A 14199-nucleotide genomic window follows, 5' to 3' on the forward strand; every position below is an offset into this window, starting at 1 on the left:
ACCGCCCGGCCGTCCTGAGGTCCCCGCCCGCCGGGACCTTCGGCCCTGCCCGCCGGACGGGGCCGGACGGGGCCGGACGGGGCCGCGGTCAGGCGGCGCCCAGCCACAGGTCGGGGCCGAACACCTCGTAGTGGACGTCGTGCGCGGCGACGCCCGCCTTCAGGAGCTGGGCCCGCACCTCGCGCATGAACGGCAGCGGCCCGCACATGTAGACGACCGCCCCCCGGGGGATCTCCACCTCCGACAGGTCCATCCGGCCGGGGCGGGCGCAGCCGCAGGGGCCCTCCTCGTACCAGAAGATCTTCTCTCCGCCGGGCAGCGCCTCGGCGAGCCGCTTCATGTCCTCGCGCAGGGCGTGGTCGGCCTTGGACCGGTCGGCGTGCAGCACGAGGACGCGGCGGGTGGAGCCGGTCAGGGCCAGGTGCTGGAGCATCGCGGTGACGGGGGTGCAGCCGATGCCCGCGGAGACGAGCACGAGCGGCTCGTCCCCGTCGGCGAGCACCACGTCGCCGAACGGGGCGGACAGGGTCAGCTCGTCGCCCTCCGCGACCGTGTCGTGCAGCAGGTTGGACACCTCCCCGTCCGGGGATCCCTCCCCGCGCACCCGCTTGACGGTGATGCGGCGCAGATCGTCCTCGCCGCACCCGGAGAGCGTGTACTGCCGGAGCTGGTGCACGCCGTCGGGCAGCTGCACCCGGACGCTGACGTACTGCCCGGGGGCGGCCGGCGGGACGGGCTCGTCGCCGAGCGGGGCCAGGACGAAGGAGGCCGTGTCCGCGGTCTCCTCCCGCCGCTCGACGACCCTCCACCGCCGCCAGGTCCGCCCGCCCTTCGCCCCGGCCTCGGCGTAGATCCGGGCCTCCATCGCGATCAGCGCGCCGGCCATCAGCCAGTAGACCTCGTCCCAGGCCGCCGCGACCTGCGGGGTCACCGCCTCGCCGAGCACCTCGGCGATCGCGCCGAAGAGGTACTTGTGGACGATCACGTACTGGTCGTCGGTGACCGAGACGGCGGCGTGCTTGTGCGCGATGCGGGAGAGCAGGTGGTCGGGGCGCTCGTCGGGGTGCTCCAGCAGCATGGTCGCGAACGCGGCGATGGAGCCCGCCAGCGCCCTGCGCTGCTCGCCGTTGCGCTGGTTGCCCCGGTTGAAGGTGCCGTCGAGCAGGTCCGGGTGCTCGGCGAACATCGTCTCGTAGAACCGCTCGGTGATCTCGTCGAGGGACGCGCCGACGACGGGCAGCGTGGCGCGGACGATCTCGGCGGACTCGGCGGACAGCATGGTCGACCTCCAGGAACGACGGCAGAGCGATCCCTTAAAATTGGAATCTGAGATACATATTAAGAAGTCGTTCCGGAGGTCCCCTCGGGGGGGTGGGCGAGCGAGGTGAGGGAGAGCAGGACCGGCCCGGTCGGGGCCGTCACCAGAGCCTCGACCGTGACCCCGTCGAGGGAGGCGTAGAAGGCCTCCTGCGCCTGGCGCAGCACCGCCCGCAGCCGGCAGGCGGCCCGGAGCGGGCACGGCGGGGCGTCCTCGCAGCCCACCACGTCGTCCGCGCCCTCCAGCGCCCGGACGATGCCGCCGACCGACGCGCGGCGCCCGGCCTCCGACAGGCGCATCCCCCCGCCCCGCCCGCGGCGCGCCTCCACCAGCCCCAGCTCGCTCAGGCGCGCCACCGCCTTGGCCGCGTGGGTGTACGGCACGGCGAGCATGTCCGCGACCACGCGGGTGGTCAGCAGTTCGCCCTCCTCCGCCACGGCCAGCCGCATCACGATGCGCAGCGAGATGTCGGTGAAGACGGTCAGGCGCATGCCCATACGGTAGGCGCTCCGCGCCGGTGCTCGAAGGGGACAAGGCGCCAGGAACGGGATGGATGGACCTGATTGAGCAGGGTACGTCCCGGGGCGATGTTCCCGAACCGAGGAGTGATCATCAGATGAGCGAGTACGAGCGTTCCCGCACGATGACCGCGCCGCCGGAGACCGTGTTCGACAGGGCGAGCGACGTGGACCGGCTCGACAGCTGGCTCCCCGTGGAGCTCCACGTGCGGGCGGAGGATCCGCCCGCGGTGACCGTCCACGAGGACAACACCGGCAAGGACGAGCGCGCGCTGTTCCGGGCGCAGCCGGACCAGCTACGGCTCGAGTGGGGGACGCGCGACGACGACCGCTACTCGGGCTGGCTGCAGGTCGCGGGCATCAGCGACCAGGCCAGCGAGGTGACCGTCCACCTGTCCTTCTTCGACGAGGAGGAGGCCCCCTCCGGCGACGAGATCGACCGCGCCCTGGAGAAGAGCCTGGAGCGCCTGGCCGAGCAGGTGCGGGTCTAGGGCCTGCACCGAAGCCGGTCAGAGCCATTCGTCGATCACGGCGACGAGAACCGCGGCCCTGGAGCGCACAGCGAGCTTGCCGTAGCGCGCGGCGACAGCGTGGTGACGATCGAGCCGGTCGATGCCGCACCCGGCGGCGTGGTGCTGCGTGTAGATCTCGGGGGCGAAGGGGGGCGGCCACCCGCCCCTGGATCCCCTGGCCCGGCGGTCGGCGTCCTGGCCGGCCCTGCCCGGCATGTCTGCCCGGCCGCGCCCGCCCGCGCCTGCAACGCCGTCACGATCGGTCGAACCGTCCCATCACCACCAAGGTGACCACGAGGTCTCCGGTATTCAGGTTGTTCTTGGTCGATCAACCCTGTTACCGGAGACCTCGTTCGTCGTCGATCTCCTGCGCGCGCACGAGCTCCGGACAGGTCCTTTCACGCACGCCGCAACCCGTTGACTCCTGTTATCCGTACGGATAAAGTAATCCACGTGGATAACAAGCCGGTGCGGACTCCTGCGCTCGACATCGCCGCAGCCGGAGCGGCCGCCGGGCCGTCCGCGGTTTCGCCCTCGAGAGCGGCGAGGAAGGGACGACAGGCATGACCACCCGTCAGGCGGCGACCGCGGCCCGCAGGGAGCAGATCACCCGCACCACCATCGCCTTGCTGGCCGAGCGCGGCTACCAGGCCACCACCTTCGAGGCCATCTGCAACGAGGCCGGGCTCAGCAGCAAGCGGTTGATCACCTACCACTTCTCCAGCAAGGACGAATTGTTCTCGGCCGTCGCCGAGCGGATCGCCGCCGACAGCGAAAGGTACATGCAGGCCGCTCTCAGTGGCGTGACCAGCGTTCGCGATCTGCTCGTCACCGTCATCCGGGCGAACGTGATGTTCATCGCCAGCCACTCGCCGGAGGTTGAGGCGCTGCGGCAGATCCTGCTCAACGGCGGCATGAGCGACTGGGAGCGATACCACATCGACTCGCAGAACCGGCTGGCCCGCCTGTTCGCCGAGGGGCAGCGCACCGGCGTCTTCCGCCCGTGCGATCCGCAGATCATGGCGGCGGCGCTGCGGGCCTCGATCGACAGTGTGGCCCCGCTCGTTTCCGCCGGCCTCGACCCCGATCTGTGTGCGAACGAACTAGCCGAACTCTTCGACCTCGGTACACGTGATGCGTCAGGAACGTCACGGCCACCCGGGACGCGTACATGAAAGGAATGACGATGACACATACCGAGGTGGCAGGGCGGACGTATGTCGTGACCGGCTCGGCGTCAGGCATCGGCGCCGCGACCGCGGCCCTGCTCCGTGAACGCGGCGCCAAGGTCATCGGTTGCGACCTCGGTGACGCCGACGTCCTGGCCGACCTGTCCACCCCTGACGGACGGCAGTCGCTGGTCGACCAGGTGACCGGGTACGGGCCCATCGACGCCGTGCTCGCCATCGCCGGAGGCGGCAAGACCGGTCTCCTCGAGACGAATTACTTCGGAACGGTCGCGACGCTCGAGGGGCTGCGTCCGCTGCTGGCACAGAGCGACGCACCCCGGGCCGTGGCCGTGTCGTCGACCTCCTCGCTGGCGCCCGCGGACGAGCGCGTGGTACAGGCATGTCTTGACGGCGACGAAGCCGCCGCCCTCGCCCTCATTCACGCAGATCCGGCCAACGGCGGCGCCGCCGGCGCCTACGGCACCGCCAAGCGCGCGCTGAACCGCTGGGTGCGCAAGGCCGCCCCGACATCCGAATGGGCAGGTTCCGGCATCGCCCTCAACGTCGTCGCACCCGGCGTCGTCGACACGCCCGCGGCCGCGTACATCTTCGCGAACGACGATGTGCGAAGCGCCGTGGAAGCCGCATCGCCTCAACCGTTCGGCGGCTTTCCCGGGCGACCGGAGTGGGTCGGCGAGCTTATCTGCTGGCTCGCCGGCGCAGACAACCGTTTCGTCACCGGTCAGATCATCTTCGCCGACGGAGGTGCTGAGGCTACGTTGATCGGCGACCTTCATTGGCGCTGACATGCTCACGCCGTTCGAGAGGCTGCCGGAATAGCGGAAGGCTCAGGACGGCCGGATGGAAGCGGCGACCACCTCGGGATCTCCTCCACAGCCCGTGAACGGAGCGGCCGGGGTACGGGTGGGCGCCGCCCCGAACCGCCCCGGCGCACGCGTCCCGGGAGCCGGTCGTCCCGGAGGCCGGCCGCCTCAGGGCGGGGCGTCCCGGGAGCCGGTCGTTCCGGGAGCCGCGGGCCGCGTCAGGCCGGGGCGTCCGACAGCTGCAGCTTCCGCTGGCCGGCGCCGTGCCACTCCAGCAGCAGGACGGTGGCGTCGTCCTGGAGCTTGCCGTGGTGGTACTCCAGGACGCTCCGGACCAGGCGGCGCAGGGTCTCGGGAACGGGCAGCCCGTCCGCGTTGCGCCGGATGATGAAGTCGGCGAAGCGGCTCAGGCCGAACTCCTCGCCGTCGCGGTTGCGGGCCTCGGTGATGCCGTCGGTGTAGAGCAGGACGCGGTCGCCCGGTTCGAGCTGCTCCTGGCAGAGCTGGACGGGCAGGTCGAGGTCGAGGCCGAGGGGGTGGGCGGGCGCGCACTCGAGGGTGGCGACCCAGCGCCCGCCCCGGATCACGATCGGCGGATGGTGGCCGCGGTTGACCCAGGAGAACACGCCGCTGCGCACGTCCAGCTGGGCCAGGATCGCCGTGGCGAAGCGGTTGGCCCGGCCGAACTCCTCGATCAGCGCGTGCTCGACCGCCGTGCCGGCGCCGATCAGGTCCGCCCCCTGCCGACGGCTGTTCCGGCAGGCGGCCACGGCGAGACTCGCGGTCAGCCCGGCTGAGGCGTCGTGCCCCATCGCGTCGAAGATCGCCACGTTCACGACGTCCCCGGCGAGGGCGTAGTCGAAGGCGTCGCCGCCGATCTCGTAGGCGGGCTCCAGGACCGCGCCGACCACGACCTCCTCGTTGGCGAAGGTCAGCGGCGGCGTGAGGTTCCACTGCATCTCCGCCGCGACGTTCATCGGGCGGGTCCGCACCAGCCGGGCGTAGGAGTCGCTGTGCGTGCGCTTGCTCGCGATCAGCAGCGCCACCAGCGACGCCAGGGCCCGCATGTCCTCGTGGACCCGCTCGTCCATGCTCTCGGCGTTGACCCGCAGCACGCCCAGGCGCTCGGTGCCGACCAGCAGCGGCACCCACCAGCCCGCACCGCCGTTCCCGCCCGGCCTGGCGATGATCCGCATCTCCTGGAACGCCCGGCCGGCCAGGGTGCCCTCGATCCGCAGCTCGTCCGCCTCCAGCTCCGGCTCCTCGTAGTAGTGCACCCCGTGGCCCGTCACCAGGCGGAGCACCTCCTGGCGCAGGTCGGCCACGTAGATCAGCACCTCGTGCAGGCCGGCGTGCGCGGCGCACTCCTCGACCAGGGAGGGCAGCTGCTCCAGCGCCGACAGGTGGCTGCCCCCGATCAGGCCCTCAAGCATCCGCACCCGGCCCACGGCGATGTCCATCGCTGTCCTCCCCGCATGCGACACCCCAGGCCCGCCGGTCTCCCCCGGAACGCTCCGCGGTCCCCCGCCGGAGGCCGCTGCGGGCGCGGCGGACGGAGGCACGGAGCCGGAACGGCCCCGGATCCTTCTCCTACCCGGACGATTCGCCCACACTCGGCCCACCTGCGCTTTCCCGCCCCGCGAGCCCTCCGGGCGCCGCCCGGCCGGCCCCGCCCCGCATGAATCTTTCATCGGGTCCGGGCTCCCGCGATCCGCTCCGAGCTGCGCTTACATCACGGCCACCGCTTCCGGGAAGTGCGTTTCGTTTACATCCTGATAACGCCGACCTAGAGTCCGATCCGCGTAAGCGCGCTTCGCTGCAGTCGATCGGTAAGCCCGTCATCCCGAAAGGTCGGTCAGTCCAGTGCGCAATTGGCGAAGAATCGCTGTCGCCTGCGCGGCCACGATTTTGTCCGCGCTCCTCGCGGTCGTCCTCGTCCCCAGCTCGGCCTCGGCCCACGGCGCCATGATGGTGCCCGGCAGCCGGACCTACTTCTGCTGGCAGGACGGGCTCAGCCCGCAGGGGAACATCGTCCCCATCAATCCGGCCTGTTCGGCGGCCGTCGCCGAGAGCGGAGCCAACTCCCTCTACAACTGGTTCAGCGTGCTCCGCTCCGACGGCGCCGGCCGTACCCGGGGGTTCATCCCCGACGGGCAGTTGTGCAGCGGCGGCAACCCCGGCTTCAGCGGGTACGACCTGGCCCGCAGCGACTGGCCGGTCACCCACCTGACCGCCGGGAAGCAGATCCAGTTCAAGTACAACAAGTGGGCCGCCCACCCCGGCTGGTTCTACCTGTACGTCACCAAGGACGGCTGGAACCCCAACGAGCCGCTCAGCTGGGACGACCTGGAGGAGCAGCCCTTCCACACCGCCGACCACCCCGACAGCGTCGGCTCGCCGGGCACCGCGGACGCCAACTACTACTGGAACGCCACCCTGCCCTCCGGCAAGTCCGGCCGCCACATCATCTACTCGGTGTGGAAGCGCTCCGACAGCGCCGAGACCTTCTACAACTGCTCCGACGTGGTCTTCGACGGCGGCAACGGCGAGGTGACCGGCGTCGGCCGCGACACCCAGCCGGACCCCGACCCCACCGTCACCCCGACGGCCACCCCGACCGGTGAGCCGGGCGCCTGCACCGCCGCCTTCAAGACCGTCTCCTCCTGGTCCGGCGGCTACCAGGGCGAGGTCACCGTGACCAACCCCGGCGGCTCGGCGATCAACGGCTGGACCGTCACGTGGACGCTACCCGGCGGCAACAGCATCAACAGTCTGTGGAGCGCCACCCACACGGTCTCCGGATCCGCCGTGACGGCCAAGAACGCCGACTGGAACCGGACGATCCCGGCGAAGGGCTCGACCACCTTCGGGTTCGTCGCCAGCGGCAGCGCCGGCTCCCCCACCCTCACCTGCACCAGCCCCTGACCGTCCCCGTTCCCCGATGACCCGCGGTCCCGGCCGGCCCTCCCTTCCGGCCGGGACCGCCTCCCCCGCACGATCCCATCGGGACCCGTCCAGACCCATCGAGACCCATCGAGATCCTCGTCGAGGAAGGAGCCCGGCCGTGCCGCGAGCGAGGAGCACGACGCTGCTGGGCACCGCCGTCCTGGGCACCGCGGTGGCGCTGCTCGCGGCGGCCTGCCTCGCGGACGCCCCGCGGACCGGGCATCCCGCCGCCCACCCGGCGGCGGCCCCGGCGAGCGCACCCCCCGCCGCTCCCCCGTCCGCGCCCGCGCCCGCGCCGGGCTCGTCTTCCCTCCCGGCGTCCGCGCACCCCGTGCCGCCCCCGACGGTCTCCTCCCGCTGCACGGCCACGGTCGAGCTCGCCGAGACCTGGCCGGGCGGCTACCGGGCCGAGGCGACGATCGAGAACCGGGGTGACAAGCCCATGAGCGGCTGGTACATCCAGTGGACGTTCCCCCTCGGCACGACCATCACCCAGGCGTGGAAGGGCACCCCCATGGTGAGCGGCCCCGTCGGGATGATCCACGCGCCCGAGCAGGACCCCGTCCTGGCCCCCGGCGCCGCCGTCACCGGCATCGGCTTCGTCGGAGCCGCCTCCGAGCCCCCGGCCTTCACCGAGGTCTCCTGCGGCTGAGCCCCGGCCCGCCACCGTGACCCGGCCCGCCACCTCGGCCGGGCCCCGTGACCCGTCCCGTCACGACCGGGTCACGTGACCGGTCCTCACCGCGGCCGGATCACGTGACCCGGACCCCGTGGACCGCCCCGCCGTGCGGACGCGCCCCGCGGACCGCTCAGCCGAGCCGCCAGATCCGCACGGTGTCGTCGCCGCCCGCGGTGACGACCACGGGACGGCCGTCCAGCTCCGTCACCACCGACCCGAACACGTTGTGGTCGTGGTCCTTGAACGGCTTCCCGGCGGCCTTCCCCGTGTCCAGGTCGGTGACCCGCGCGGTGGAGTCGTTTCCCCCGGAGACCACGACGGTCGTCTCACCGACACGGGCGACCGTCAGCGTGTAGATCCACCCGTCGTGCCCGGTGATCGGCGAGCGGACCGGCCCGCCCCCGGACGCGTCGTCCACGTGGATCACCTGGTCGCCGCCGGCCGAGAGCACCACGGGCCGGCCGTCCAGCTCGGCCGTGGCCACGGCGGAGACGTACCCGCCCTGCCGTCCGACCTCCAGCGGCTCTCCCTCGCGCAGGCCCCAGCGGAGCACCCTGCCGTCCTTCGCGCCGGTGAACACGACGGGCTCGCCGTCGACCTCGGCGACGGCCACCGCGAACACCGTGCCGCCGCGCGTGTCCCGCGTCTTCCCGATCCGTTCGCCGGTGGCCAGGTTCCAGACGCGGAGCCGGCCGTCCCCGCCGCCGACCGCCGCGATCGGCTCCCCGTCCACGACGGCGGCGGCCAGCGCGTAGACCTCGGAGCCGGTGGCGATCGGCTTGCCGATCCGCTTGCCGGTGGCCGGGTCCCAGAGACGGACGGTCTTGTCGAAGCTCCCGGAGAGCACGACGGTCCTGCCGTCGAGCCGTACCGTCTCGATCTCGCTGACCCACGCGGAATGGTCGGTCATCTTCGTGATCTGCCTGCCGGTGGCCGGGTCCCAGAGGCGGACGGTCCCGCCCTGGTCCCCGGAGGCGATGACGGGCCTGCCCCCGGTCTCGGCGACCGCGACGTCCTCGGCGTCGCCCCCGTGGCCGCGCAGGGCTCCGCCCACCTGCTTGCTCGTCCACTTCCCGACGGGCGTGCCCGGGCTGGGCAGCGGCGTGGCCGCGGCCTGCGCGGTCCCGGTGACGGCCGCGCTCGGTGTGGGGGAAGGGCTGGTCTCCGGTGGCGCGCCGCCCCCCGAGGAGCCTTCGGGGCTCGGGGAGGCGTCACCCGCCGTCACGGCCACGGGGCCGGTCGACGGACCGCTCCGCCCCGCCGATCCCTGCGCCAGCAGGACGGCGGCCCCGGCCGCGGCGACCGCGACGGCCACCCCGGCCGCGCCGGCGAGCACGCCCCTGCGCCTGATCCCTGACCCGGCCGAGCCGTTCCCGCCCGGAGCGAGGCCCCTCGGCACCGTCGGCGGCGCGTCCCACCGTCCGGCCTGCGCGGACGGCACGGCGGGGACGACAGGCACGGCGCCGGCGGCGGGGATCGGGGGCGTCCCCGGCCGCTCCTGCCGGATGAGCCGGAGCAGCAGGTCGGCGGCGGCGGGCCGGGCGGCGGGGTCCTTCGCCAAGCAGTCGGCGACCGCCTGCCGGAAGGGCTCCGGCACCCCCGACAGGTCGGGTTCGGCGTTGAGGATCCGGTGGAGCACCGCGGGGATGGTGTCGGCGCCGAAGGCGGGCTTGCCGGTCGCCGTGAAGACCATCGTCACCGCCCAGCTGAACACGTCCGAGGCGGGTCCGGCACGCTCGCCGGCGATCTGCTCCGGCGACATGTAGGTCGGGGTGCCGACCACACCGCTGGTGAGGGAGGCCGAGGCGTCCAGCGCCCGGGAGATGCCGAAGTCGATGACACGCGGGCCGTCCGGGGCGAGCAGCACGTTGGCCGGCTTGAAGTCGCGGTGCACGATGCCCGCCTGGTGGATCGCGGCGAGCGCCGTGACCGTGCCCACCGCGATGCGCTGCAGCGCCGCCCCGTCCCGGGGGCCGCCCTCGGTGACGGCCTGCTGCAGGGAGGGTCCGTCGATGAACTCGCTCACCACGTAGAGGCCGTCGTCGCTCTCCCCGGCGTCGAGCACCCGGGCGGTGCAGAACTCGGCGACCTGCCGGGCCACCTCGATCTCCCTGACGAACCGCTCCCGGGTCGCCCGGTCCCCGGCCAACCCCCGGTTGAGCACCTTGACCGCCACCCGGTCGCCGCTCTCCGCCTCCCCGAGGTAGACGACCCCCTGCCCGCCCTGACCCAGCCGGCCCAGCAGCCTGTAGGGGCCGATCCCCGCGGGATCGCCCGCCCGCAACGCCGTACCGGCCATGGAAAACACCCTCCCCGCACGTGGCGGCCCTCTCCGGCACGTGGCAGAACCGCGCATGCGCTGAGCAGACTATCCCGATCGGCCGGAACCCACCCGGTACGGCTCCTTCCGGGCGCTCCGCACCCCCGTCCCGCACCAGCCGGATAACCGGTTGAGCGGCCGCGCGCACGGTTGCTAGGAATGCTCCGTTCGCGCTATCCCCCCGACGAACGGAGCGAGACCTGTGCTGACCGGAGAGCTGGTACGGCTGCGCGCCCTGGAACCGTCCGACGCCGAGGCGCTGTGGCGCTGGAACAGCGATCCGGACGTCATGCGCTGGATGGACGAGGGCTATCCGGCCTCCCAGGCGCAGGTCGCGGCGCGCTGCGAGGAGCGCGAGCGCAACTCCTACGACAACATGCTCCTCGCGATCGAGACCCTCGGCGAGGGACGGCTGATCGGCGTCACCCGGCTGGGCGACACCGAGCCGGAGACCGGCCGCGCCGAGCTCGACATCTACATCGGTGAGAAGGACTGCTGGGGCAAGGGGTACGGCACCGAGGCCACCCGGCTGATCTGCCGGTACGGTTTCGACAGGATGCGCCTGCACTCCATCGCCCTGTGGGTCGTCGCCGAGAACGCCGCGGCGATCCGGGTCTACGAGAAGGTCGGCTTCGTCCGGGACGGCCGGCACCGCCACTCGTTCCGCCGCGACGGCAGGTGGTACGACCAGATCCTCATGAGCATGCTCGAAGGCGAACTGCTCGGCTGAGGCCGTACCGCGGGCGGCGAGCCGCGCCGGGACGCCCCGGCGCGGCCTCCCTCCGGGATGGTCCGCGCCGGGGGTCCCTCGCGCGGTCTCCGTCCGTCAACGCAGGATCCGTCGGTGCGGGCCCGTCAGTGCAGGGTGTGCTTGCACATGCTCTCGCCGCCCTCGTTGGTCGCGACCTCCTCGCCGTCGACGAGGATGCGGCACTCACCCGGCACGAGCTTGCCGCCCGAGTCGCGGAACGAGCCGGGGATGATCGAGAGCAGGACGCCGACCTTCTGCTCGGCCGGGGTCAGCTCGAGCGTCACGGTCTTCTTCCACGGCAGGGTGGCGTCCGACTCGGTGCCCTGATCGCCGGCGATGTAGACGATCGGCTGCATGAGCTTGCCCGTGCCGTCCACCTCCAGGGTGACCTCGCGGGTCTGCTCCTGCTTCGCCGGGGGTCCGGACGACTGCGCGGACGGCTGGCCGGAGGCGGGAGGGGCGGCGGGGGACGGCGCGGACGAGGAGGTCCCATCGGCGCCGCCGCAGGCGGCGGCGGTCAGCGCCACCGCCGCGAGCAGTACAGGGAACCGTCTGTTCACCATCGACTCGATCATGACGGCCAAGGGTAGCCGCCGCGGTCTCCGGCCGCCGCTCCGGCCTACGGAACCGTACGGCCCGGACCGCCGGACACGGTGATCCGGCGGGCCGGGGGCCGTCAGGCCGTCGCGGGCCGGATCACCGGCCGCCGGAACCGCCGAGCCCGGCGCGGCGCAGGGCCTCGGCCATCGCGCCGCCCGGCACGTCGCGCTGCCCGCCGCCCTGTCCGCCGCGCTGCCCGCCCTGCTGGCGACCGCCTCCGCGCCGGTCGCCGCCCCCGCCGCCGCGGCCCTGGTCACGTCCCTCCTGGTCACGGCCCCGGTCCCGGTTCCGGTCACCGCCGCGGCCCTGGCCGGACCGGTCGGGACGCGCGTCGGTCTCGTCCTCCAGGCGGAGGGTGAGCGAGATGCGCTTGCGCGGGATGTCGACGTCGAGCACCTTCACCCGGACGATGTCGCCGGGCTTGACCACCTCGCGCGGGTCCTTGACGAAGGTGCGCGACATCGCCGAGACGTGGACCAGCCCGTCCTGGTGCACGCCGACGTCGACGAACGCGCCGAACGCCGCGACGTTGGTGACCACGCCCTCCAGCAGCATGCCGGGCACCAGGTCGGAGATCTTCTCCACTCCCTCGGCGAAGGTCGCGGTCTTGAACGCCGGGCGCGGGTCGCGGCCGGGCTTCTCCAGCTCGGCGAGGATGTCGGTGACGGTCGGCAGGCCGAAGGTGTCGTCCACGAACTCCTGCGGCTTCAGGGAGCGCAGCACCGACGTGTTGCCGATCAGCCGGGTGATCTCGCCGCCGGTGGCCGACAGGATGCGCCGTACCACCGGGTAGGCCTCAGGGTGCACGCTGGAGGCGTCGAGCGGGTCGTCGCCGCCGGGGATGCGCAGGAAGCCCGCGCACTGCTCGAAGGCCTTCGGGCCGAGCCGGGGCACGTCCTTGAGCGCCCGGCGGGAGCGGAACGGGCCGCAGGCGTCGCGGTGGGCGACGATGTTCTCCGCGAGGGTGGAGGTGACGCCCGACACCCGGGTCAGCAGCGGCGCCGAGGCGGTGTTGACGTCCACGCCGACCGCGTTCACGCAGTCCTCGACGACCGCGTCGAGCGAGCGGGAGAGCTTGGTCTCGGCGACGTCGTGCTGGTACTGGCCGACGCCGATCGACTTGGGGTCGATCTTGACGAGCTCGGCCAGCGGGTCCTGCAGGCGGCGGGCGATGGAGACCGCGCCGCGCAGCGAGACGTCCAGGCCGGGCAGCTCCTGCGAGGCGTAGGCGGAGGCGGAGTAGACCGACGCCCCGGCCTCCGAGACCACGACCTTGGTCAGCCCGGGGACCAGCTTGACCAGCTCTCCGGCGAGCTTGTCCGTCTCCCGGGAGGCGGTGCCGTTGCCGATGGCGACCAGTTCGACACCATGCTCCGTGGCCAGCTTGGCGAGCGTGGCCAGGGACTGGTCCCACTGGCGGCGCGGCTCGTGCGGGTAGATCGTGTCGGTCGCCACGACCTTGCCGGTCGCGTCGACCACCGCGACCTTCACGCCGGTGCGCAGGCCGGGGTCGAGGCCCATCGTCGGCCGGGTGCCGGCGGGCGCGGCGAGCAGCAGGTCGCGCAGGTTCGCGGCGAAGACCCGGACCGCCTCGTCCTCGGCCGCCTGCCACATGCGGGTGCGCAGGTCGATGCCGAGGTGGACGAGGACGCGGGTGCGCCAGGCCCAGCGCACGGTGTCGGCCAGCCACCTGTCGGCGGGCCGGCCCCGGTCGGAGATGCCGAAGCGGTGGGCGATGGCCGCCTCGTAGGAGCCGGTCGGCTCCTCCTCCGGCTCCAGGGTCAGGGTGAGCACGCCCTCCTTCTCGCCCCGGAACATCGCCAGGATGCGGTGGGAGGGCAGCTTCGTGAAGGGCTCGGCGAAGTCGAAGTAGTCGGAGAACTTCGCCCCGGCCTCCTCCTGGCCCTCGCGCACCGCCGAGACCAGCCGGCCCCGGTTCCACATGCGCTCGCGCAGCTCGCCGACCAGGTCGGCGTCCTCGCTGAAGCGCTCGACGAGGATGGCGCGGGCCCCGTCCAGCGCGGCGGCGGCGTCGGGCACCTGCTCGTTCACGAAGGCCGCGGCGGCGGCCTGCGGGTCGGTCCGCGGGTCGGCGAGCAGGGTGTCGGCGAGCGGCTCGAGCCCGTTCTCCCGGGCGATCTGCGCCTTGGTGCGCCGCTTGGGCTTGTAGGGCAGGTAGATGTCCTCCAGGCGGGCCTTGGAGTCGGCCGCCATGATCTGCGCCTCGAGGGCGTCGTCGAGCTTGCCCTGGCTCCGGATCGACTCCAGGATCGCCGTACGCCGCTCCTCCAGCTCACGCAGGTAGCGCAGCCGCTCCTCGAGCGTGCGCAGCTGCGCGTCGTCGAGCATCCCCGTGGCTTCCTTGCGGTAGCGCGCGATGAACGGCACCGTGGCCCCGCCGTCGAGCAGCTCCACCGCGGCCTGCACCTGCCGCTCGCGTACGCCCAGCTCCTCGGCGATCCGCTGATGAATAGAAGTCGTCACGTCTTCTTCCCCTTGTCATGGACGCCCCAAAGCTACCGCGCGCCCCGGCGGCCGCACGGTCCGGCGCCGCAGGCGGGC

Annotated in this window: 13 protein-coding genes; 6 read left to right on the forward strand and 7 right to left on the reverse strand. The window is 72.8% G+C overall.

Annotated features, from left to right (window positions below; all coding sequences use genetic code 11):
- Positions 1–88: 88 nt before the first annotated feature.
- Together ACFOWE_RS19280 and ACFOWE_RS19285 are read right to left on the reverse strand one after the other, a co-directional pair.
- Positions 89–1279 carry a globin domain-containing protein gene (locus ACFOWE_RS19280; RefSeq protein WP_377289711.1) on the reverse strand — a complete coding sequence of 397 codons (1191 nt, stop codon included), beginning with the start codon at positions 1277–1279 and terminating at the stop codon, positions 89–91.
- A 59-nt stretch (positions 1280–1338) separates the two neighbouring features.
- Positions 1339–1809: an RrF2 family transcriptional regulator gene (locus ACFOWE_RS19285; protein WP_377289713.1), complete on the reverse strand. Its 471-nt coding sequence runs from the start codon at positions 1807–1809 to the stop codon at positions 1339–1341.
- A 125-nt stretch (positions 1810–1934) separates the two neighbouring features.
- Here ACFOWE_RS19285 and ACFOWE_RS19290 point away from each other — a divergent pair, with 125 nt between their 5' ends.
- Positions 1935–2327 (forward strand): SRPBCC family protein, encoded by a 393-nt coding sequence (locus ACFOWE_RS19290; RefSeq protein WP_377289715.1) that lies wholly within the window; start codon positions 1935–1937, stop codon positions 2325–2327.
- 18 nt (positions 2328–2345) lie between these two features.
- Here ACFOWE_RS19290 and ACFOWE_RS19295 read toward each other — a convergent pair whose 3' ends face one another.
- Positions 2346–2564, reverse strand: a complete 219-nt coding sequence (locus ACFOWE_RS19295) for a hypothetical protein (RefSeq protein ID WP_377289717.1) — start codon at positions 2562–2564, stop codon at positions 2346–2348.
- 347 nt (positions 2565–2911) lie between these two features.
- Here ACFOWE_RS19295 and ACFOWE_RS19300 point away from each other — a divergent pair, with 347 nt between their 5' ends.
- Together ACFOWE_RS19300 and ACFOWE_RS19305 are read left to right on the forward strand one after the other, a co-directional pair.
- Complete coding sequence (locus ACFOWE_RS19300; RefSeq protein WP_377289719.1) at positions 2912–3523, forward strand: TetR/AcrR family transcriptional regulator; 612 nt, start codon at positions 2912–2914, stop codon at positions 3521–3523.
- A gap of 11 nt (positions 3524–3534) precedes the next feature.
- Positions 3535–4323, forward strand: coding sequence for an SDR family oxidoreductase (locus ACFOWE_RS19305; protein WP_377289721.1), 789 nt, complete (start codon positions 3535–3537; stop codon positions 4321–4323).
- A 236-nt stretch (positions 4324–4559) separates the two neighbouring features.
- On the opposite strand, the gene ACFOWE_RS19310 is transcribed toward ACFOWE_RS19305, so the two are convergent.
- Complete coding sequence (locus tag ACFOWE_RS19310; RefSeq protein ID WP_377289723.1) at positions 4560–5801, reverse strand: PP2C family protein-serine/threonine phosphatase; 1242 nt, start codon at positions 5799–5801, stop codon at positions 4560–4562.
- Positions 5802–6204: 403 nt separating this feature from the next.
- On the opposite strand from ACFOWE_RS19310, the gene ACFOWE_RS19315 reads away from it, so the two are divergent.
- Positions 6205–7266, forward strand: coding sequence for a lytic polysaccharide monooxygenase auxiliary activity family 9 protein (locus ACFOWE_RS19315; protein ID WP_377289725.1), 1062 nt, complete (start codon positions 6205–6207; stop codon positions 7264–7266).
- A gap of 139 nt (positions 7267–7405) precedes the next feature.
- Positions 7406–7939 (forward strand): cellulose binding domain-containing protein, encoded by a 534-nt coding sequence (locus ACFOWE_RS19320; protein WP_377289727.1) that lies wholly within the window; start codon positions 7406–7408, stop codon positions 7937–7939.
- A 157-nt stretch (positions 7940–8096) separates the two neighbouring features.
- Here the strand turns inward: ACFOWE_RS19320 and ACFOWE_RS19325 are convergent, their stop codons facing one another.
- A complete protein-coding gene (locus ACFOWE_RS19325) occupies positions 8097–10265 on the reverse strand; it encodes a WD40 repeat domain-containing serine/threonine protein kinase (protein ID WP_377289729.1) in 2169 nt (722 codons plus the stop codon).
- Positions 10266–10488: 223 nt separating this feature from the next.
- Here ACFOWE_RS19325 and ACFOWE_RS19330 point away from each other — a divergent pair, with 223 nt between their 5' ends.
- Positions 10489–11016 carry a GNAT family N-acetyltransferase gene (locus ACFOWE_RS19330; protein ID WP_377289731.1) on the forward strand — a complete coding sequence of 176 codons (528 nt, stop codon included), beginning with the start codon at positions 10489–10491 and terminating at the stop codon, positions 11014–11016.
- Positions 11017–11141: 125 nt separating this feature from the next.
- On the opposite strand, the gene ACFOWE_RS19335 is transcribed toward ACFOWE_RS19330, so the two are convergent.
- Both ACFOWE_RS19335 and ACFOWE_RS19340 read right to left on the reverse strand, forming a co-directional pair.
- Positions 11142–11612, reverse strand: coding sequence for a hypothetical protein (locus tag ACFOWE_RS19335; protein WP_377289733.1), 471 nt, complete (start codon positions 11610–11612; stop codon positions 11142–11144).
- A gap of 121 nt (positions 11613–11733) precedes the next feature.
- Positions 11734–14121, reverse strand: a complete 2388-nt coding sequence (locus ACFOWE_RS19340) for a Tex family protein (protein ID WP_377289735.1) — start codon at positions 14119–14121, stop codon at positions 11734–11736.
- Between the last annotated feature and the right edge of the window lie 78 nt (positions 14122–14199).

This window comes from Planomonospora corallina, assembly GCF_042650625.1.
Lineage (GTDB): Bacteria > Actinomycetota > Actinomycetes > Streptosporangiales > Streptosporangiaceae > Planomonospora_B > Planomonospora_B corallina.

Excerpts from the sequence above, each read along its gene's own strand:
- ACFOWE_RS19280 (WP_377289711.1), bottom strand. The coding sequence starts at position 1,279 with ATGCTGTCCGCCGAGTCCGCCGAGATCGTCCGCGCCACGCTGCCCGTC.
- ACFOWE_RS19285 (WP_377289713.1), bottom strand. The coding sequence starts at position 1,809 with ATGCGCCTGACCGTCTTCACCGACATCTCGCTGCGCATCGTGATGCGG.
- ACFOWE_RS19290 (WP_377289715.1), top strand. The coding sequence starts at position 1,935 with ATGAGCGAGTACGAGCGTTCCCGCACGATGACCGCGCCGCCGGAGACC.
- ACFOWE_RS19295 (WP_377289717.1), bottom strand. The coding sequence starts at position 2,564 with ATGCCGGGCAGGGCCGGCCAGGACGCCGACCGCCGGGCCAGGGGATCC.
- ACFOWE_RS19300 (WP_377289719.1), top strand. The coding sequence starts at position 2,912 with ATGACCACCCGTCAGGCGGCGACCGCGGCCCGCAGGGAGCAGATCACC.
- ACFOWE_RS19305 (WP_377289721.1), top strand. The coding sequence starts at position 3,535 with ATGACACATACCGAGGTGGCAGGGCGGACGTATGTCGTGACCGGCTCG.
- ACFOWE_RS19310 (WP_377289723.1), bottom strand. The coding sequence starts at position 5,801 with ATGGACATCGCCGTGGGCCGGGTGCGGATGCTTGAGGGCCTGATCGGG.
- ACFOWE_RS19325 (WP_377289729.1), bottom strand. The coding sequence starts at position 10,265 with ATGGCCGGTACGGCGTTGCGGGCGGGCGATCCCGCGGGGATCGGCCCC.
- ACFOWE_RS19335 (WP_377289733.1), bottom strand. The coding sequence starts at position 11,612 with ATGATCGAGTCGATGGTGAACAGACGGTTCCCTGTACTGCTCGCGGCG.